We start from the raw sequence: 20,637 nt of genomic DNA, 5'->3' as shown, positions 1-20,637 counted from the left end.
TTGAAGTTACTATTGAATATATTTTCTCCCACAAAGCCACATCGTCAGGGATAGACCCAAGAAGTAAAGTGGCATTGTCAGTAAAGAACCGTTGTGTAGTAAACTCATGCCCGATGTAATGGCACTGACTAATAGGTAATAGCCAAGACTAAAAATAGCGCCGGCTGTACCGATAACATCCTGAAAGTCTACTAATGCAAGACTTAGACAATTAGGAAGTGCAATGCCAGCACCGAGTAGCATTAGAAAAACGGTTAGCATTATGCCTATCGCCAGTATTGTTACGTGCATTGGTACACTACAGATAATTGTTAAAAGAAGTGCACCTATTAGCATCACCAAACAACCAACGTGAATGATCGATTGTGGTGGATGATTTTTGACAAGTCGCTTTGAGATCATGGCTCCAATGATCGAAGCCAGTGCAACGATGATGCCAAGAAACCCATATAGGCCAGGTGTTATCTTGAAATGCTCGATGAAGATAAAAGGTGCTTCAGCATAGTAGCTAAATAGCACACCATTGATGCCTCCGATGAGTAATCCATAAACAAGAACGGTTGGTGAAGCGCAAAGGCGTTTGACGACAGGCCAAATCGCTATTCTTTGTCTTGCTGCAGGATTTGTTGTTTCAGGTAGCCTGCAATAAGCATAGAAGAACAACAACATACTCATCACAACAAGAACAAAAAACACAGCCCGAAAGCCTAATGCTTGATCCACCCATCCACCAATCAGTGGCCCTACCGCAGGGGTAAAGGCTATGACGGCTGAAATTTGTGCAAACATGGCGTGTCGTTGACTACCCGTTACACTTTCACGCAAAATGGTCTGCGTAATAATAGAGCCAGTAGCAGCCCCGAACGCTTGAATAAATCGACTTCCTATTAGAAAGGGAAGTGTCTCTGCATAAAAACAAAGTAAGCTCCCAATTCCATAAAAAAGGAGACCGCCTAACATGGCAGGGCGGCGACCAATGATATCAGAAATCCATCCCCAGCCAAAAACTCCTAATGCAAAGCCAATAAAATAGATGCTTAAGGTGAATTGGATAGCGCTATTGGAGACACCAAGTGCAGCTGCAATATCCGGTAGAGATGGTGTATAAATAGTTTCACTAATTTGTGGAAAAGCCACAAGAACAATCATTAACAATAAAGATGGTACTGCCTGTTTTTTCAACATATTGCCCTCCTACAAGCAAATTCTACTTTGTGCTATTACAAGTAGATTGCGTAGCTAGGGAAACGGCGGGACCATTATCAGTATACGTTCATAGGATGTCATGTTGAAATCACCTTTATATGCTTGAAGTAGGAGTGCATAGTCTGGTCCCTATTATAAGCCATTTTACAATATTTAAATAGGAATAATTGCTAAACCTAAAAGAAATTGCTTGTACATGGAAGGGGAATTATGTAAAATAGAACAAACGTTCTTTAAATGTAGAGGAGGAACAAAATTGACATTACAAAGTGAAGATGTATTTCAGCTCACAGAATTGACGGCTAAGGATATTCAAGGATTAATCGAGCTATCGGCTTCTGTCGGGTGGGACTATGATGCCCACGAAATTAAGACAATCATGGCAGCTGGTCGAATAGTCGGTCATAAAAATAAGGAAGGAAAAATTGTTTCATGTGCAGCTATAACGAACTATGATACAAATGTAGCTTCCATTGGCATGGTAATTGTGCATGAGCAATGCAGAGGTTTTGGCTTAGGTAGAGTTGTTACACAAGCTTGTATCGATCATGTTTCAAAGGAAACAACCATTATCCTTGTAGCAACAAAAGAGGGAGAGCCTTTATATGAAAAAATGGGCTTTAGGACGGTTGAGCATGTACATAAATATTTAGCAGACAACTTTGTAGAGACGACAAGGGACGTTGATTCTTTTGTCATGATTAAAGAATTTCAAGAAGCGGAATTTGAACAGCTGGTCAAGCTTGATGCAGGAGCATTTGGGGATCGTAGAGAACTCTTTTTGCGGGAAAGAATTCGGCAGTCCCAGCGCTGTGTTGTTGTGAAAAATGAGCACAACCAATTGATTGGGTACGGTCTAACGATTCAAGGACCCATTTATCTTCTATTAGGACCCATCGTAGCGCCAAATAAGGCAATAGCGCAGAATATTATTAAAGAATTGGCTAAGGCTCATAACGGGAAATTACGTATCGACTGTCCGTCTATCCAAAAGGAGCTTTGGCCATTTTTACAACAAAGTGGTTTTACATTGGCTGCAACACCACCTGTCATGATCCGCAATGCCAAAAAAATGCCTACTCGCAATCAAACATTATTTGCTCTTGCAGCACAAGCATTCGGTTAATAAAAAGTGCGAGCCTAATTGCAGGCTGCGCTTTTTTTGTTGTCAATAAAGGATTTTAAAGGAATGGTAGAGAATGGTATGGAGGGTAGAGGAGGGGGAGGACATGATGTTTCCAATTTTAGAAACAGACAGACTTAGATTAAGAGAACTCAAAGAGGACGATGTAGGTGCGATTTTTCGTTGCTTTTCAAATCAGGAGGTCACACGCTATTATGGGCAGGAGCCATTTGTCGATAAGCAACAGGCTGATGAATTAATTAAGCATTTTGCCAAAAACTTTGAAGAAAAACGTGGGATTCGTTGGGGCATTGAACATAAGGATTCAAATGAAATTATTGGGACAATTGGGTTTCATTTATGGTCGGCGGCGCATCAACGAGCAGAAATAGGCTATGAAATTCATCCTGATTACTGGCGACAAGGCTATACAAAAGAAGCTGTGCAAAAAGTAATTACCTATGGCTTTGAGACGATGAATTTGAATCGCATCGGAGCTGTTGTCTTTTTAGCAAATGAAGCATCCAATCAGCTACTCAGGAAACTAGGGTTTCAGGAAGAAGGTATATTGAGGGATTATATATATCAAAACGGACAAGCTTATGATACGTTTATCTATTCTTTGTTAAAAAAAGATGAATAGTTTAGCTTTGATAAAGTGAAAGAATACTTTTTTACTGAATTGTGGATAATAAATAATGAATTAGGGTGAGTTTTGAGGTTGAGATTTTCGGTTATAGTGCTTATATGAACAATAATTCATTCGTTCTTGAAAATGTAACAGAAGAGGAGCTAGGTGTTATGGAGCAATACAGCACAGCTTATTTTCAGAAGCTAGATTTACTAGCAAGCTTATACGCAGGGCAGGCCGCTTTAAAAGAGACAATACCAACCGAGAAGATCAACCAAATGGAGCGCTATCAACAAATTGAAGCGGCGATTGCGAAGCTAAATAACGAAATAAGACTAATTGAACGGACTATTTTAAAGTCCTCCTATTCCACAGAAAATTGTTAATAGCAGCTCAACCCATGTATGTTCAATACATGGGTTTTTATTTTGAGAAGAAGACTTCTTTTTATGCGCTATCCAGTAATCTGAGCATGCTATCCGTCACATTAAGCATTCTATCCGCAACATTCGCTGAGCTATCGATTAAATTGAGCGCTCTATCCGCTACTTTCAGGATTCTATCCACTAATTCGCTTACCTTCTTCGGTTCCTTAGCGCAATCTATCGTTCTGCCCGAGCTATCGATTAAATTGGACGCTTTATCCGCCACTTTAAGCGTTTTATCCGCCTCATTCGCCGAGCTATCCGTCACATTGAGTGTTCTATCCGCTACTTTCGCCGATCTATCCGCCACATTGAGTGTTCTATCCGCTATTTTCAGGATTCTATCCACTAATTCGCTTACCTTCTCCGGTTCCTTAGCGCAATCTATCGTTCTGCCCGAGCTATCGATTAAATTGGACGCTTTATCCGCCACTTTAAGCGTTTTATCCGCCTCATTCGCCGAGCTATCCGTCACATTAAGTGTTCTATCCGCTACTTTCGCCGAGCTATCCGCCACATTGAGCGCTCTATCCGCTACTTTCAGGATTCTATCCACTAATTCGCTTACCTTCTCCGGTTCCTTAGCGCAATCTATCGTTCTGCCCAAGCTATCGATTAAATTGGACGCTCTATCCGCTAGATTCCCCAAGCTAACCGTCACATGAAGCATTCTATCCGCCACATTCGCCGAGCTATCCGCCACATTAAGCATTCTATCCATCACTTTCCTTGAGCTAACCGTCACTTTCAGGATTCTATCCGCCACATTGCGTGTTTTATCGCGATTGCGCAGGGTTATCCATCACATTGAGTGTTCTATCGATCACTTTCCTTGAGCTAACCGTCACTTTCAGCATTCTATCCATCACTTTGCATGTTTGATCGCGCTTGCGCAGGGTTATCCATCACATTGAGTGTTCTATCGATCACTTTCCTTGAGCTAACCGTCACATGAAGCATTCTATCCGTCACTTTGCATGTTTGATCGCGATTGCGCAGGGTTATCCATCACATTGAGTGTTCTATCGATCACTTTCCTTGAGCTATCCGTCACTTTCAGCATTCTATCCGTCACTTTGCATGTTTGATCGCGATTGCGCAGGGTTATCCATCACATTGAGTGTTCTATCGATCACTTTCCTTGAGCTAACCGTCACTTTCAGCATTCTATCCATCACTTTGCATGTTTGATCGCGATTGCGCAGGGTTATCCATCACATTGAGTGTTCTATCGATCACTTTCCTTGAGCTAACCGTCACTTTCAGCATTCTATCCATCACTTTGCATGTTTGATCGCGATTGCGCAGGGTTATCCATCACATTGAGTGTTCTATCGATCACTTTCCTTGAGCTAACCGTCACATTAAGCATTCTATCCGTCACTTTCAGGATTCTATCCACCACTTTGCCCGTTCTATCCGCCACATTTCCTGAGCTATCCATCACTTGCCATCCTCGTTACACAAAAAGACCCTTATAGTCTCACTATAAGGGCGTCTATCTTTTATTGAACAAGGGCTAGCAGAAATTGATCGCGATCTGTTTCCTCTTGCATTTTACTATCGACCAGCATTGCACCTGATTGGACGTTGGTGATGGCGTTGTCTACAAGAAATTGCATATTCACTTTGGCTACTTCATTGTTAACGGGGCAATTTCCCTCGAACTCTACCACGTCTTGGCCCTTTTGGGTTTCGAAATAAACCCAATATGGATTGTCGCAGGCAGAGGCAAAGGCGCTCTCTAATGTTTTTGTACTATTTTCATATGAATAGTTTTTTACATATGTAATATATTCATTGTCAGTAATATCCTTTTGTGGACCATAAAAGTACCAGAATACCCCTAAAATACCAATAGGCACAATCCACAATATATTTCTTTTGCTTAATTTCCCCATGCGTTGCATCCCCCTTTATGAGAATATTTTAACATCTTCCTTTGTATTTTTGCTAGCTTACGATAATATTTTCTAATGGGGGTAACAATTTTGTTGATTTCACATGTTTTGAATTCATAGAGTGGTTATGTTAACGTTAGCTAGTAGATTTGTTTCGAGATAGTCATTTTGGATGAGTGAAGGAGGTTTTTTATGCATAAAAGAAGACGCGGTCTGCTCCTAGTTCTCGTGCTCATGTTAATAGGTCTGTTCCTTTTTTTCGGCATGAAATTAAGGCCAGGCACACAAACAACGACAAGAAATTCTGAGTCCAGCGCAGTCCAAGAGGATGTGTCTGAGAATGTGGGGGACATCGTGCAGGATATAGCCCGTTTAGCGCAAGAGGGAAGAGTGCCAGAAGTCCCCTTTGCTGCGGGAGAAGCCGATCAACAGACGGTTCATGCGCAATGGGGAAAACCTCTGCAAGTAACGGAGTCAGCGAATGGACAATACGAAGAGTATCAGGATGTGACCATCGGCTATCAAGGTTCAAAGGCCTTTGATATTCGTTCATTCAAAGAAGATATGAAGAAAATTCATCTTACAGATATTAAAAACAAGTTAGGGGAACCGGATGAGGTTCGCTACTATCAGGACCCAACGACCAATCAAATTATTTTTGTCTATCAAGTGAATGACAAGTATCAGTTAAAATGGATCTTACCAAAACCGACTGACAGCGATGCTAATCCTGTCGTGCATCATATTTCGGTCTATACAGAACTAACTGAACAAGTAACAGATACAGTAGAACAAATGACATTGGATGAAAAAATCGGGCAAATGATGTTTGCAGGCGTTTCAGGTACGACGCTCCAGCAGGAGACGACAAGTCTCATTCACGACTACAAAGTGGGCGGTTTGATACTGTATGGCAATAATCTTGACACACCACAGCAAACTGTCACACTCATGAATGCCTTAATGGCTACAAATGTAAATAATCAGCTACCACTTTTTCTAGGAACAGATCAAGAGGGTGGAAAGGTTGTCCGTTTACCTGGACCTTTAAAAAATTTCCCAACGAACCAAAGAATTGGTGACATCAATCAATCATCATTGTCATTTGCGGTGGGTCAATTACTAGGGGAACAACTAAAGGCGTTCGGCTTTAACCTTGATTTTGCCCCTGTACTGGACATCAATAGCAATCCGAACAACCCCATTATCGGTGATCGCTCGTTTTCCAATGATCCTGATATCGTCAGCAAATTAGGCATAGAAACCATGAAAGGGCTAGAATCCAAGCAGGTCATTCCTGTTGTCAAGCATTTTCCCGGTCATGGGGATACGGCGGTAGATTCCCATTTAGAATTGCCTAAGGTCACAAAAAGTTTGGACGATTTGAATCAACTAGAACTTGTGCCATTTAAAGCAGCCATTGATAACGGTGCTGATGTCGTGATGGTTGCTCATATCTTATTACCTAAGATTGATCCACAGTATCCTTCATCGATGTCGAAGGACGTTATTACAGGTATGTTAAGAGAGCAGCTCGACTTTGACGGTGTAGTAATGACGGATGATATGACCATGAAAGCCATTACCAACCATTTTGATATCGGACAGGCAGCCGTAGATTCTGTGAAGGCGGGTAGTGATGTTATTTTAATTGCCCATGAGTATGCAAATGTGACAGCAGCAATCCAAGCTGTGAAGGCAGCCGTCAACAAGGGAGAGATAACAGAGGATCGCATTGATGACAGCGTCCGAAGAATCATAGCGCTGAAGCAAAAGTATCAGCTTGCCAATCAACCTGTGAAAGCTGTTGATATTAACAGGCTCAATACAGACATTGAAAAAGTATTGAATATGTATATGAAATAAAGATAGGGAGGGACATACAGTTTGCCATGTATGTTCCTTTTTGTGAGTGCAGGATAGGGGTGAAAACATGGATAAGGATTTCAAATTAGCTAGTACATTATTAACTTTGCTGGATTCTGAACAAAGATGGTTTACCTTAGCGGAGGTTGAAAAAAGCCTCCATATTTCAGATAAAACCATCCGAAAGTTAGTTGAGGAAATCAATGGGCAATTGCCGACAGCGATGACGATTGAGGTTTCTAGAGGGAAGGGAATTTTTCTACAACGAGATGGGCGAAGTAGTACAACCGTTAGTGAAGTGGTTTCTAGCATGTACAGGCAAACCATCTTTTATCGACTAATGAATGTATTGTTTACAAATGGGGATCAGTGGTCAATGGAGGAGCTCGCGGAAGCTATGTTTATGAGCACCTCCTCTTTGAAAAAACTCATTATGCAGTTAAATAATCATGATCTGAAGCCATATAAAATACGCATTACATACTCGACACCAGCCATTAAGGGAAATGAATTAAATATCCGATATTTTTATTGGAAGCTATATGGTGATGCCTATGAATTTACAGGATGGCCATTTACGAATAGTGACTATGATGTGATCCATCAATTAATTACGAAAATTGAGCATGAACAAAACATCGTTTATTTTATCAATGCTAAAAGGAAATTATCTTTTTTAGTTGCGATTGTCCTTGAAAGAGTGAAAACAGGGAACTATGTAAAAGTGACAGAGAGTAATTATCATTGGGAACAGGCATTTTTCTATTTGCCAATAAAAGCCCTTGCGAAGACACTGGAAGATAGATATTCAATTGAATTACCAAAAAGTGAAATGTTTTTTCTGCAGTCTCTCTTTAGTATTAGCCAGTATCATTATTATGAAGAGTCAGACATGACGCCGAGGAAAGAAATCGAATTATATAAAAATAAAGAAGTCGATCAAATGGGCCAACAGTTGTTCACATTGTTGGCAAAGGCTTATCCCCATCTTGAGATGAATGAGCGGTTTATCTTAGAGGTCTATGAGTTCCTTGCCAAGCTGTTAATCGATAATGCCATTCCTGAATGGATGGCGATTTCAAAAAGTAATTTAACAAACTATGTTCAAATCGAGTGTCAACAGATTTATCAAACTATGCAGAACTGTATGCAAAAGTGGCAAAAAGCATACCCCTCTGTGCTTTATAATGACTTTCATTTAACCAAACTCACCTTACTTGTTCGTTCGGGACTTCGCTATAAAAGTAAAAGAGCATTTTTGGTTATCGGAGAGGAATTTTCAATCCGCCATTACATTGCCAACTTGATCAAGAATGAAATTGGGGACCAATTAATCATTATCACTTCCATTATGAAGGGGCTAACCGACGAAATGATACAGCTGCACGACATTGATTTTGTTATAAGTAATTTCCCTGTTGTCTTATCAACAGTGCCAGTTGTTATTATTTCAACAATCCCTTCCAAAAGAGATTTAGACAATATTCGGAAAGAATTGCTTCAGTAATTTGGTCAATTATTTCCCGTACACTCCGTAACATTCTGGTCTAGTTTGTCGAGATAAAAAAATCTTATACTCATAGTAGTTTTTGAACGGATTTCTATTTAGGGGAAATTTGTTTGGAAATGGCTATGAGTATTTTTTTATCGGTAAATGAAAACGGTTACCTAATTATATTTGAGATACATTGACAGGACTTGGAGGGTTAAAGATGAGTAGACATTTAGGTGCAAAAAAGGGAGAAATAGCTGAGCGAGTATTGCTGCCTGGAGATCCTTTACGCGCAAGATTTGTTGCGGAGCATTTTTTAGAGAAGGCTTATTGTTATAACGAAGTAAGAGGGATGTATGGTTATACAGGCATGTACAAAGGTGTGCCAATTTCTGTTCAGGGGACAGGAATTGGCAATCCATCGATGAGTATATACGGGACGGAATTGGTCAATGATTATGGCGTGAAAAAATTGATTCGAATCGGTACATGTGGGGCGATGCAAAAGGACATTAATATCCGTGATATTATTTTAGCCCAGGCAGTGTCCTCAGATAGTAATTTGACGGAAAAAATATTCTACGGAAATAATTATGCACCAACAGCCGATTTTTCCCTGTTAATGAAGGCCTATCAACAAGCGCAAGGTAAAAAAGGTAATGTCTTTGTGGGCAACATTTATAATTCTGATGAATTTTATCGTGAAACATTAGACAGGCTTCACAAGTTTATGGAATTCGGTGTATTGGGTGTAGAAATGGAAAGCACGGCCCTCTATACACTAGCTGCTAAATACGGGGTACAGGCATTATCGATTTTGACGGTAGGTAGTCAATTATTAACAAATGAATGCTTAACCCACGAAGAAAGTGAAAAATCCTTTTATGAAATGGTTGACGTTGCACTTAATACAATCATCGATGAATCGTAAGGAAAGCGGTAGATTTGTGGAAGTCCTTTAGCAATTATTCTAGAACTAGGATTAATATGGAAGGAAAAACATTCACATTACGTTATAAAGATTGTTAGTTACGGAGGGGACAAGATGCATTTTTTAATTTCTATAGTAGGTCTAATTCTAGTTCTATTCTTAGCATGGGTTGCAAGTAATAATAAGAAAAAGATTAAATATCGCCCCATCATGGTGATGATTGTAATCCAATTTGTGCTGGGCTTTCTTTTACTTAAAACGGGAATTGGTGAATTTTTAATTAAAGGTTTTGCGGATAGTTTTGCCAAATTACTGGAGTATGCGAATGAAGGCACTAATTTTGTATTCGGTGGGATGGCTAATGAAGGCGCTCATACATTTTTCCTTTTTGTTTTAATGCCGATTGTTTTTATGTCCGCTATCATCGGAATATTGCAACATTATAAAATTCTGCCGTTTATTATCAAGTATATTGGGTTAGTCCTAAGTAAAATTAATGGCATGGGAAAACTAGAATCCTATAATGCGGTGGCAGCTGCAATAGTAGGCCAAAATGAAGTATTTATTTCGGTGAAAAACCAAATTGGATTTTTACCGAAACATCGTCTGTATACTTTATGTGCTTCAGCTATGTCAACCGTTTCGATGTCCATTGTTGGCTCCTATATGACGATGCTAGAGCCCAAGTATGTCGTGGCAGCACTCTTATTAAATTTATTTGGTGGTTTCATCATTGCCTCCATCATTAACCCGTATGAAGTGCAAGCGGAGGAAGATATAATTGAAGTGCAGGAAGGCGAAAAGCAAACGTTTTTTGAAATGCTAGGCGAATATATTATGGATGGTTTTAAAGTAGCCATCATCGTTGGGGTCATGTTGGTAGGATTTGTTGGCTTAATTGCCTTGATTAATGGCCTATTTAACGGGATTTTCGGCATCTCATTCCAGGGCATTCTAGGCTATGTTTTCGCACCGGTTGCCTTTGTTATGGGTGTACCATGGCATGAGGCTGTTAATGCTGGTAGTATTATGGCGACAAAGCTGGTGGCCAATGAATTTGTTGCCATGCTTGACTTCGTTAAAATCCAAGATAGCTTAAGTGAGCGTACAGCAGCCATTGTCTCTGTTTTCCTTATATCCTTTGCTAACTTTGGTTCCATTGGTACGATTGTAGGTGCAGTAAAAGGGTTAAACGAAAAGCAAGGCAATGTAGTGGCTCGTTTTGGATTAAAATTGCTCTACGGTGCCTCCCTTGTAAGCGTTCTCTCGGCGATCATTATCGGCATTGTATTTTAAGGAGATTCATAATTATAGGCACCAATGAAAATTGGACAATTCATTGAATTGGAAATTCAGAAAATAAAGGATAAGATTCTACCAAGTGAACTGCATTCTATTTTGTAGACAGTTTAATAAAAAGGGATGTAGTTGTTCATACGCTGCGATCAGATGACTTCGGTAAGTTGCTGGGGTCATCTTTTTTAATGTCTAATGCTTTTTTGTGTGGTTGTAATGATTCATATAATCCATCACAAGTGTATGTAATTCTGATAAACTTTCTGCTTCTTAATAATCTATTTCAAATGCCCAAAGAGTGATTCCAACAGTGCGTTGTCTAAAGTTCGCGGACGACCTGTGTTTCCTTTTCCACCATAGGTTTGAAACGGCACGATTAGATACTAAAGCGACATTCGGATTCGCTTCAATTTGTCTGCGTTGATGTTCGCTAAAAATTATTTTATTCATAGTGTTCTCCAGTTCCTAAATCGTATGGTTAGTAAAATAGGAATTTCTAGTGATGAAAATAGAAAAACTCTGAATAGGAACACTTTATTTAAAGTGTCCACTATTGGGTGTTCTGTTCTGTAAATATGTATGTCTCTTTTTTTTTTCGATAATCCCGATGTGAAGATTAAATAAAGATCCTAGCAATGTCGTTGATTCTAATTACTCACTCGCTTAATATGAATATGTAAATAGAACATTTAATAATTAAGCAGGGGATAAAAATGGTTGATCCGATATTAATTATAGAAGATGAGGATATTTTAAGAGAGATTCTTAAAGATTATTTCTTGAATGCAGGTTATGCAGTGTTAGAAGCTAAAGATGGTGAAGAGGCACTGCAGGTTTTTCAAGAAAATGAGCTGAGTTTAATTATTTTAGATATTATGCTACCAAAATTGGATGGATGGACGATATGCCGTCGCATACGGAAAACTTCAAATATCCCGATTATCATGTTGACTGCTCGTGCAGATGAAGATGACACATTACTAGGCTTTGAATTGGGAGCCGATGATTATGTGACGAAACCATACAATCCACTCGTTTTATTGGCACGTTCTAAAAGACTGTTACATCATCGGGAGCAAAAAAATGATGTAGCAGGTGACTGTATGGAAAGTGGTGGCATCAAAATTCATATACCTTCTAGGACTGTACAAGTGAATAATAAAGAGATTTCTTTGACGCATACAGAATATGAAATGCTTTTATATTTAATGGAAAATAAAGGGATTGTTATAACGAGAGATCAGATTATAACCAAAATATGGGGCTATGAATATTTTGGAGATGACCGAACACTTAATAGTCACATGCGAAATTTGCGAAACAAATTAGGAGACCATTCTACTTGTATAAAAACGATCGTTCGAACAGGATATAAATTCGAGGATATACAATGAAGCGAGGAATTGTATATAAGTTGTTTTTACTAACCACTATGCTGTGTGTACTTATCTTGGCTACCATTTTTGTAGGGCAAACTATATTCTTCAAACAATTTTATATCAATAAAAAAGTAGGAGATTTAGAATCCAATTTAACTGTATTTGAAAAAGAGTATCAAAAAAATAGTCATGACATGACGAAAATTCAACAGCTAGTGAGGGATTTTACTGATGAAAATAATGCTTGGATTACAATATTGGATCAGTCCGGTCATTTAAAGCATGAGGATGATTTCTATATTGAAGTGCAATTGCATGAGGATTATCAAACTATGGTTGGATTGAAAACAATAAAAGTTCCTTTATATGTCATTGATGGAGAAAATCCGGTCCAGTTATCGGAATCATTGTTGAAGAATAGTCAAGTAAATTTAATCGGAATACTAAAAGAGTCGCAATTAACTCCAATTGAAATGATAATAGAAAATGAAACATATACAAACCCTAATCTATTGGAAAAATCTTTAACCTACAGGAATAACTTACTTTATAAAAAAATAGGGAGACCGAGGGAAAAGCTAAAGGAGTTATATGCCTCTAATGAAAATTCTGATATGGTTCATCTGGAGGGTAAAATTATTCATTTTCAATTTCCACAGAGTAATAATTTATCCAATATTATTTATTCTAATTCACTATTTTTAGAGCAAATTAAAGATTTTCAAAATAAGATATTATTAAATGAACTGGATTTTCATAATTTTACTACTCAACAAAGTAATTATGTACAAAACGACATTAAATACAAAATTTTAATAACAAAATCTGATGAAACAAACTCCTATATATTTTCAATGGCTTCACTTCAGCCAGTGGATGAAGCTGTTCAAATGATTGAGGAATATTATATTTACATTGTTGCTTTTGTTTTTATATTGATATTATTGGCATCTTTTTACTATTCAGTGAAAATAGCCAAGCCGTTATTGAGAATCAACCGTACTACAGAGAAAATAGCAAATTTAGATTTTTCTGAGACAATTGCTGTTCATTCACAGGATGAGATTGGAGATTTATCAAGGAATATCAATGTACTTTCGAACAGATTAAGTATGTATATTGACCAGCTACAGCAAGATATTGAAAAGGAAAAAAAGCTAGAGAATACGCGAAAAGAATTTATTTCTGGTGTATCACATGAGTTAAAAACACCCTTAAGTATTATGAAAAGCTGCATAACAATATTGAGAGGAAATGTTGCAAATCATAAGAAAGAATATTACTTCGATGCATTGGAACAAGAAGTGGATAAGATGGATTTATTGATTATCGATATGCTTGAATTAGCAAAGTATGAATCGGGTACGTATAAAATGCAAATGGATGCTTTTTATATCCATTCGCTGTTAGAAGAAATTTGCCAAAAACTTATGCCTGAAATTGAGCAAAAACAATTACGAGTTGAGACCCACTTATTACAGATTGAAGTAGTTGCTAACCAACGCCGTATCGAGCAGGTTCTTATGAATTTTTTGACGAATGCTATTCGGTACTCGCCTGCGCAAGAAAGTATAATTGTGGCGATTGAGGCAGAAGGGAAACAGGTAAGAATTAGTGTTGAGAATAAGGGGGCTCAAATTGAAAAAGATCATTTAGAGAAAATTTGGGAGCGCTTTTACCGAATTGATGCTTCTAGAAAAAGATCTGAAGGTGGAACTGGCTTGGGACTGGCAATTTCAAAAAATATATTAATGCTCCATGGAGTTGAATACGGTGTTTGCAATACATCCGATGGAGTAGAATTTTATTTTTATTTACCAATAAAAGAGTGAGACAAGCTCATACAAACGGTTTTATAAACCTTTTGTATGAGCTTTTTTAATTGTAGCAAAGGCATTACATTGAAAATTAATTGTGTGAAATTTTCTACTTATGGTCACTTTTCCATCAGCTGGCCAAAAGTAACTTCAATTTAAATGAATTTTCATTTCGAATCCACCTCATCTTGATTTTATCTTTACATAGTTCAGCAATAATAGTTTATGTAATACAAAATAACTGAAAAGAGGGAATAAGATGAGTAAAAAAAATTTAATCATGGCTTTTGTTATTTCAGCATTTTTATTAGGTAGTGGGCATACTTACGCTAAACAAATTCAGAAAGATGCAGATGCATCAGTAAAATCCGCTCAAATAGTTAGCACACAAACCGACGAAACAATAAAACAAAAAAGTAACGAGCAACCAACGCAATTTAGTTTTTCTGATGAGGCTTTCTTTACAACAAATAGTCAGCCTGATTTCTTTGCTAATGATTTTTTAAATAATTCAGACCTATTTTCTTTATTAGATATGACTCCAGGAGAATTGAAACAAAATTTGGATACTGGTAAATCGGTTGTAGAAATCGCAGCATCTAAGAACATATCTACACAAGATGTAATAGAAGTTATAGCAAAAGAACAATTAAAACGACAGTTTGAAGGAGAAGAAAAAGAAGCAACAGAAGAAATGATAGAAGATTTAAAAGTAAAAGTGTTACATGTAATTGAATACAAAAGTAATTGATCCATACAAGGAGGTAATAATTATTTGTAGCATTTTAGAAAAAAGTTAAACTTTGATTAGTAGGAATACAGATTATACAAACGTTTGTTTGTATAATCTGTTGTTTTTTTATAGATTGTGAATTTATCTTTGATATAAAATTTTACCTTCTGTTTACTTTATTTTTTCCTGTAATTGGTTTTAGTTACATATAATGATTAATAAGGGCGACAAAGAGTTTTCGTTGTTCCTAATAATCTTAAGCAAACCTAACAAGGAGGCAATTCTGTCATGAAAAGAAAACTATCTGGGGTGTTAGCGGCTTCATTAGCGCTAACGATATTCCTCCCAACTAACGCGATGGCGTTTTCTAGTAGCAGTCAGACTACCATTGTAGCTAGTCAAGAAGTAGTGGCTAGCCAAGAATTGAAAAAGATTGCAGCAGAGAAGGCTGCATTACTCATGAAATCCTATGAGACAATTAGTTTGCAGTATGCGCTAATTGATAATGGCAAAATCGTTTTGTCGGGTCAAACCGGCAAGAACGAAATAAAAGGGAAGCAGCCGTTAACCAAAGATACGCTATATGGGATTGGCTCAGTTAGTAAAGTATATACAGCGGCAGCTGTAATGAAATTGGTTGACGAAGGAAAAGTCGATTTGGATACGCCTGTTTTCCACTATGTCCCAGATTTCAAGATGAAGGATGAGCGGTATAAGCTTATTACGCCGCGTATGTTATTGAACCACTCTTCCGGCATACAAGGTACTATGTTTACTAATGCATTTTTATTTGAAGATAATGATACCTATGCCCATGATAACTTGTTGCGACAATTATCCGACAAGACCTTAAAAGCAGATCCTGGTGCATTTTCAGTATACTGTAATGATGGCTTTACGTTGGCCGAAATTTTAGTTGAAAGAGTTAGCGGTTTAAGCTTTACAGAATTTCTACACGAGCAGTTTACAGAACCATTAAAGCTCCATCATACAAAAACGCCACAGGATAATTGGGAAGATGCAAAATGGGCTGGCCTTTATTTTCCAACATACAAGGGGCAGCTTCCTGCTGAATCCGTAAATGTAATTGGCACAGGAGGGATTTCTTCAACTGCGGAGGATGTGGTGCGATTCTCACAATTATTTATGGGGCAGGGAAAAGGAATCCTCTCTGATAAAGCAGTCAAAGCGATGGAGCAAGAGGAATATAAAAAAGGTATGTGGCCAGGCGATGGAGATAATAGCATCAACTATGGACTTGGATGGGATAGTGTGAAGCTTTATCCATTCAGTGAATATGGGATAAAGGGCTTGGCTAAAGGCGGCGACACGGGATTACAACATGCTTCACTAGTGGTGCTTCCAGAACAGAAAATGGCGGTGGCTGTATTATCATCAGGTGGCAGCAGCGTGACAAATCAAATGATGGCTAATGATTTATTGCTCGCAGCCCTAAAAGAGAAGGGTACAATTAACGAGATTAAGCCAAACAAATCCTTTGGCAAGCCGAACAAGGCAAAGATGCCTCAAGATGTAGCAAAGAAAGCGGGCTTATATGGTAATAGTTACGGTCATTTCAAAATAGAAATTACGAAGAATGGGGAACTATTATTACCAAATTATACAGAAGAAAAATTTGTATATACCGCAGATGGTAGCTTTATGAATGAGGAGGGTACCTCCAAGCTTAACTTTATCAGTGAGAAGAATGGAAGAACTTATTTGAAAGAGAGTACCTATCAAACAACGCCAGGTTTTGGGGAAGTTGCGGTGACTCACTATTTAGCTGAGAAACTAGAAGACAATGTACTGTCGAAGGAAACAGCTGCTGCATGGGCAAAGCGAGAGGGCGTTAAGTTTTATCTAGTGAATGAGAAATTCAGTTCTGCTCAATATCTTCTACCAATGATGCTTATCAAACAAATTAATCGCGATGACAATTTTGAAGGTTATTGGGAGAGCAGAAAAATTACTGGCCCAAACTCTGCGGGACATCAACTCCAGATTCCTGTGATGAATGGTCGTGATATGACAGAAGCTCGTTTCTATACTGAAGACGGTGTTGAATATATGGAGATGGCCGGATTGTTATACGTTAGTGGGTCAAATTTAAAACCACTTGATTCAGGTCAATCATCCAAAGTTACACTGCATGCAAATGGTCAAGCTAAATGGTTTACAATACCACAAGCGGCAGCAGGAAAAACGATGACTGTGTCGTTGCCTTCCAAAAGTTCATTCGCGGTATATGATGAGGCAGGAGTATGTGTCAATTTTACCGTTGTGAGTGGCAAAAACAAAGTAAAACTGCCGAAGAACGGAACGGTTGTATTTGCCGGCGCACCTAACTCGGAATTTACCATCTCGCTAAACTAGCTACCATACTAAACAAAACCAGTTATTACAGAAAAAAGTGTTTAGCTGGTTTTGTTTAATCCTTTCAGATTGATTTCTTGGCGAAGCATATTTCTCCCCCGATTGGAAATTAAAAATTTTGAAGGGTCTTCGTCCAAAGATTTTAGTAAGTGATATTTTATATTGTTTACAGTAAAATAATAGTAGAGTATTTCACTTTAAACTCAACTAATCTGATTAGTTGGGTTTTGTGTTTTTCTAGAAAAATATACTAAACTTTTAAAAGAAGATGTGATGATCAATGGGGAAAATCGCCATTTTGGCAGAGAAACCTTCTCAAGCAAGAGCCTATGCTGATGCATTTAAAATTAAACAAAAAGAGAAAGTATTTATTGAATTGGAACCGTGTTCTACTTTTCCTGAAGGAGCCATCATTACCTGGGCAGTTGGTCATCTTGTTGAGTTAAAGGAACCGAAAGAATATCAAAAGGAATGGGAGAAATGGTCGCTGTCCTCATTACCGATCATTCCGCAGAAATTTGAAGATAAAGTCGTTTCTAAAATGTATACACAGTTCAATGCTGTAAAAAAAATCTTTCATGATCCGCAAGTGACGATGATCTATAACTGCTGTGATAGTGAGCGTGAGGGTTCAAATATCTTTTACTCCCTTTTAAAAATGACGAAAGTAAATAAGCCTGTGAAACGATTATGGATCAATTCATTAGAGGTGGAGGAAATTCGGAAAGGCTTTAATAATATGCAGAGTAATGAGCGTGATTTGCTGATGTATCAAGAAGCAAAAACGCGTCAAATTAGCGATTGGCTCGTAGGGATGAACTGTAGTCGCCTCTATACACTACTTTTACAGAAGAAAGGCTTTAAGGGGAGTATCTCCATTGGACGTGTGCAATCGCCAACCGTCTATCTAATTTATAAAAGACAGCAGGAAATTGAACAGTTCAAGCCTGAACATTTTTATGAAATTGAAGGGGTTTTTAAAGCGCAGAATGGTGTGTACAAGGGGAAGGCCAAGTTAAAAACAAAAGAGCGTGCAGAGGCCGTGCAATTCCTGCAACAACATGGGATTGAACCAATGGATATAGGTCAAATTACGAGTGTCACGAACAAAACGAAACGGATTGCACCGCCCAAACTACATGCACTATCCACATTACAAGCAGCTGCCAATAAACGTTGGAAATATAGTCCGTCCTATGTGTTGAAACTTACGCAATCACTTTATGAGAAAAAGCTTGTTTCTTACCCACGTACCGATTCACAGCTCATTACGCAAAATGAGTTTGCCTATTTAAATGAATCTCTGGGTAACTATCAAAAGCTTGTAGGGAAGTCCTTTCATACGATCAATCGAGGGTCAAACAAACGTTACGTCGACAATGCCAACGTTGGGGAGCATTATGCCATAATTCCAACGAGAAAGGTACCGACAGAAAAAGCGCTACAATCGATGAATACGGATGAACGCAATGTTTATTTCGAAATCATCAATACGACACTGGCCATGTTTCACCAAGATTATGAATACGATGAAAAAACGATTATCACAAATGTCAAAAATGTAGAATTTAAAACGGTAGGGAAAACGGAGCTTGTAAAAGGCTGGAAAGAGTTGTTTTCAAGTGATAAAGACGTGCAGGCTCGTGACGAGTCATTACCTGTCGTAAGCAAAGATGAAATGGTACAATGTCAGGTCGCTATTTTAGAAGGCACAACAACCCCTCCTAAGCCCTATACAGAAGGGCAACTCATTACGATGATGAAAACATGTGGTAAATCCGTGGAGAATGAAGAAGAAATCGAGGTACTCAAATCGATTGAAGGTATTGGGACAGAAGCAACTCGGAGCGGCATAATTGAGACGATTAAAAAGCATGGATTTATTGAAGTACGAAAAAACATTGTGAGCATAATGCCAAAAGGAGAGCTTTTATGTCGGGCCATTGAAGGAACATTGCTGTCCAGTCCATCGATGACAGCAAAATGGGAAATTTACTTACATAAAATTGGACGTGGCGAAGGCTCTGCAAAGCATTTTATTGATAGTATTGGCAAGTTTATTAATCAATTAATACAGGATGTGCCTCAACAGCTAGAGTCACTTACAATTGAAGCTGAGCACTTTAAACCAGCTGCTGCGAAAGAGATTGTGACGTGTCCAACATGTAAAGTAGGAAAAATAGGTTTGCGCAAAAGCTTTTATGGCTGTTCGAATTATAAAAATGGCTGTAAGCAAACGTTCCCAGAAAGGCTACTAGGAAAAAAACTAACGGAAAAGAACATACATGATTTATGCAAGATGGGTAAAACTGCCGTGATGAAAGGCTTTAAATCAAAAAATGGTAAACCATTTAATGCGGCACTCCGCTTGGTAGAAGGAAAGATTGAATTTGAGTTTAATGAAAAATAAACGCTGATGTTTGCTTTGAAGAATGAGTTTGCTGAAGGGTAGTTTTTGAAGGTTATCTCAATTTTGAAAGTAGGATAGCTCGTTCACTATAGAACATGCTATCCTATTTTTATGTGATATGGAAAAAAGGAGTAATGTGATGACTACAATTAAAGAGATTGGAAGCTTCTGTGTTACGGATAGTGATGGACACATTATTAATCATTCAGATTGGAATAAAATCAACCCAATTTTTCATCCTGTAATAAACGATGTGGTTCATACGTATTGCACCCTTCTTCAAGATGACTTACATAGCGTATATAAGGGGATCGATTCCAAAAGGGATAGGTATTGAAGGAGTAGCTGACTTAGACACGATAGCGGTTACGAAGCAAAAACCTAATAAACTGCAGTTAAAGCGGATAAAAGAAGTGGAAGATGCATTAACTCAGAACCATACTTGTGTCGATGGGATTGAACTAAGTGTTTACTGCAAAGAAGATATTTTAAATACGACATCTTTTTCAATCATTAGTTTCATACTCCAAACCCATAGTATATGTGTGTTTGGAGAGGATTTAATACCTCTATTACCAAGATATAAAGCGAACGAAGCTTTAGCGAATGACCACACAATTCTGATGTAGAGGATATTAAAGATTGTTGTAAATGGATTATGAAAATTATTGTAAGAGCAGGACTTGCACTTACCATAACTAAGGAAAACACATATACAAGGGATTTATACCCCGCTTACAAATTGTTTTCGGAATGTTTCCCTGAAAAGGAAAGTGACATGAGAAAGGCACTTGAATATGCGATAACACCCATCAAAGATACAAACGAATTGTTATTGTTTTTAAATGAATTTGGGTCGTGGATGGTCAGTGAAGCTGACAAATGGTTACAATGCCATAACCCTAATAGAGAATTAAAGCTGAAATGGTAATAGTTTGGTTGAATAACAAAAAGGTAATCACATGCACGCTTGTGATTACCTTTTATTTTAACATTCTTAGTAATGCTCATGGCATTATCGAAGACCCATTCGGAAGTTAAATACAATATT

At 38.0% G+C, this 20,637-nt stretch carries 15 protein-coding genes and 2 pseudogenes; 13 read left to right on the top strand and 4 right to left on the bottom strand.

The annotated features are described in order from the left end of the window. Nucleotides 1–9 precede the first annotated feature (9 nt). Entirely contained in the window at nucleotides 10–1,182 is a 1,173-nt protein-coding gene (locus SJW71_RS14520; RefSeq protein WP_313470968.1) for a multidrug effflux MFS transporter, read from the bottom strand. A gap of 280 nt (nucleotides 1,183–1,462) precedes the next feature. On the opposite strand from SJW71_RS14520, the gene SJW71_RS14515 reads away from it, so the two are divergent. The 3 genes from SJW71_RS14515 (at nucleotide 1,463) to SJW71_RS14505 (ending at nucleotide 3,346) form a co-directional block, all read left to right on the top strand. Then, nucleotides 1,463–2,332: a GNAT family N-acetyltransferase gene (locus tag SJW71_RS14515; protein ID WP_322604887.1), complete on the top strand. Its 870-nt coding sequence runs from the start codon at nucleotides 1,463–1,465 to the stop codon at nucleotides 2,330–2,332. A 106-nt stretch (nucleotides 2,333–2,438) separates the two neighbouring features. Then, the gene (locus tag SJW71_RS14510; RefSeq protein WP_322605196.1) at nucleotides 2,439–2,972 is read left to right on the top strand and encodes a GNAT family N-acetyltransferase; all 534 of its coding nucleotides are present in this window, start codon (nucleotides 2,439–2,441) and stop codon (nucleotides 2,970–2,972) included. Nucleotides 2,973–3,037: 65 nt separating this feature from the next. Beyond that, nucleotides 3,038–3,346, top strand: coding sequence for a hypothetical protein (locus tag SJW71_RS14505; RefSeq protein ID WP_274796801.1), 309 nt, complete (start codon nucleotides 3,038–3,040; stop codon nucleotides 3,344–3,346). Nucleotides 3,347–3,407: 61 nt separating this feature from the next. Here SJW71_RS14505 and SJW71_RS14500 read toward each other — a convergent pair whose 3' ends face one another. Both SJW71_RS14500 and SJW71_RS14495 read right to left on the bottom strand, forming a co-directional pair. Then, a complete protein-coding gene (locus SJW71_RS14500) occupies nucleotides 3,408–3,941 on the bottom strand; it encodes a hypothetical protein (protein WP_431811088.1) in 534 nt (177 codons plus the stop codon). A gap of 949 nt (nucleotides 3,942–4,890) precedes the next feature. Next, nucleotides 4,891–5,286 (bottom strand): glucosamine 6-phosphate synthetase, encoded by a 396-nt coding sequence (locus SJW71_RS14495; protein WP_274796802.1) that lies wholly within the window; start codon nucleotides 5,284–5,286, stop codon nucleotides 4,891–4,893. A 192-nt stretch (nucleotides 5,287–5,478) separates the two neighbouring features. Here SJW71_RS14495 and nagZ point away from each other — a divergent pair, with 192 nt between their 5' ends. The 4 genes from nagZ (at nucleotide 5,479) to SJW71_RS14475 (ending at nucleotide 10,871) form a co-directional block, all read left to right on the top strand. Continuing rightward, nucleotides 5,479–7,152 (top strand): beta-N-acetylhexosaminidase, encoded by a 1,674-nt coding sequence (nagZ, locus tag SJW71_RS14490; RefSeq protein WP_407133716.1) that lies wholly within the window; start codon nucleotides 5,479–5,481, stop codon nucleotides 7,150–7,152. A gap of 67 nt (nucleotides 7,153–7,219) precedes the next feature. Further along, nucleotides 7,220–8,659 carry a helix-turn-helix domain-containing protein gene (locus SJW71_RS14485; RefSeq protein ID WP_431811087.1) on the top strand — a complete coding sequence of 480 codons (1,440 nt, stop codon included), beginning with the start codon at nucleotides 7,220–7,222 and terminating at the stop codon, nucleotides 8,657–8,659. Nucleotides 8,660–8,864: 205 nt separating this feature from the next. Next, complete coding sequence (gene deoD, locus SJW71_RS14480; protein WP_431811086.1) at nucleotides 8,865–9,575, top strand: purine-nucleoside phosphorylase; 711 nt, start codon at nucleotides 8,865–8,867, stop codon at nucleotides 9,573–9,575. Between the two features lie 114 nt (nucleotides 9,576–9,689). Beyond that, nucleotides 9,690–10,871 carry a NupC/NupG family nucleoside CNT transporter gene (locus SJW71_RS14475; RefSeq protein ID WP_322611705.1) on the top strand — a complete coding sequence of 394 codons (1,182 nt, stop codon included), beginning with the start codon at nucleotides 9,690–9,692 and terminating at the stop codon, nucleotides 10,869–10,871. 192 nt (nucleotides 10,872–11,063) lie between these two features. On the opposite strand, the pseudogene SJW71_RS14470 reads toward SJW71_RS14475, so the two are convergent. Beyond that, a pseudogene (locus SJW71_RS14470) lies at nucleotides 11,064–11,206 on the bottom strand (IS3-like element ISBsp3 family transposase); the annotation flags it as partial. 378 nt (nucleotides 11,207–11,584) lie between these two features. On the opposite strand from SJW71_RS14470, the gene SJW71_RS14465 reads away from it, so the two are divergent. From SJW71_RS14465 to SJW71_RS14440, 6 genes and pseudogenes are all read left to right on the top strand, one after another. After that, nucleotides 11,585–12,265, top strand: a complete 681-nt coding sequence (locus tag SJW71_RS14465; protein ID WP_322604891.1) for a response regulator transcription factor — start codon at nucleotides 11,585–11,587, stop codon at nucleotides 12,263–12,265. Then, the gene (locus SJW71_RS14460) at nucleotides 12,262–14,082 is read left to right on the top strand and encodes a sensor histidine kinase (RefSeq protein WP_431811085.1); all 1,821 of its coding nucleotides are present in this window, start codon (nucleotides 12,262–12,264) and stop codon (nucleotides 14,080–14,082) included. Before SJW71_RS14465 ends, SJW71_RS14460 begins: the two co-directional genes overlap by 4 nt. Before the next feature lie 244 nt (nucleotides 14,083–14,326). Further along, a complete protein-coding gene (locus tag SJW71_RS14455; RefSeq protein WP_431811084.1) occupies nucleotides 14,327–14,818 on the top strand; it encodes a hypothetical protein in 492 nt (163 codons plus the stop codon). 270 nt (nucleotides 14,819–15,088) lie between these two features. Continuing rightward, nucleotides 15,089–17,176 (top strand): serine hydrolase domain-containing protein, encoded by a 2,088-nt coding sequence (locus SJW71_RS14450; protein ID WP_431811083.1) that lies wholly within the window; start codon nucleotides 15,089–15,091, stop codon nucleotides 17,174–17,176. A 280-nt stretch (nucleotides 17,177–17,456) separates the two neighbouring features. Then, on the top strand, nucleotides 17,457–19,586 hold the full coding sequence (gene topB / locus SJW71_RS14445; RefSeq protein WP_431811082.1) for a DNA topoisomerase III: 2,130 nt from the start codon (nucleotides 17,457–17,459) through the stop codon (nucleotides 19,584–19,586). Nucleotides 19,587–19,725: 139 nt separating this feature from the next. Then, nucleotides 19,726–20,517, top strand: a pseudogene (locus SJW71_RS14440) (nucleotidyltransferase). Nucleotides 20,518–20,637 lie beyond the last annotated feature (120 nt).

Origin of the sequence: Lysinibacillus sp. FW12, assembly GCF_050817245.1 — a bacterium.
Taxonomy (GTDB): domain Bacteria; phylum Bacillota; class Bacilli; order Bacillales_A; family Planococcaceae; genus Lysinibacillus; species Lysinibacillus irui.
Note: the sequence above shows the minus strand (reverse complement) of the source record. Positions and strands in the feature narration are given on the sequence as shown.

Coding starts and splice junctions, on each gene's coding strand:
- SJW71_RS14510 (WP_322605196.1), top strand. CDS start 2,439: ATGTTTCCAATTTTAGAAACAGACAGACTTAGATTAAGAGAACTCAAA.
- SJW71_RS14495 (WP_274796802.1), bottom strand. CDS start 5,286: ATGGGGAAATTAAGCAAAAGAAATATATTGTGGATTGTGCCTATTGGT.
- nagZ (WP_407133716.1), top strand. CDS start 5,479: ATGCATAAAAGAAGACGCGGTCTGCTCCTAGTTCTCGTGCTCATGTTA.
- SJW71_RS14485 (WP_431811087.1), top strand. CDS start 7,220: ATGGATAAGGATTTCAAATTAGCTAGTACATTATTAACTTTGCTGGAT.
- deoD (WP_431811086.1), top strand. CDS start 8,865: ATGAGTAGACATTTAGGTGCAAAAAAGGGAGAAATAGCTGAGCGAGTA.
- SJW71_RS14475 (WP_322611705.1), top strand. CDS start 9,690: ATGCATTTTTTAATTTCTATAGTAGGTCTAATTCTAGTTCTATTCTTA.
- SJW71_RS14465 (WP_322604891.1), top strand. CDS start 11,585: ATGGTTGATCCGATATTAATTATAGAAGATGAGGATATTTTAAGAGAG.
- SJW71_RS14460 (WP_431811085.1), top strand. CDS start 12,262: ATGAAGCGAGGAATTGTATATAAGTTGTTTTTACTAACCACTATGCTG.
- SJW71_RS14455 (WP_431811084.1), top strand. CDS start 14,327: ATGAGTAAAAAAAATTTAATCATGGCTTTTGTTATTTCAGCATTTTTA.
- SJW71_RS14450 (WP_431811083.1), top strand. CDS start 15,089: ATGAAAAGAAAACTATCTGGGGTGTTAGCGGCTTCATTAGCGCTAACG.
- topB (WP_431811082.1), top strand. CDS start 17,457: ATGGGGAAAATCGCCATTTTGGCAGAGAAACCTTCTCAAGCAAGAGCC.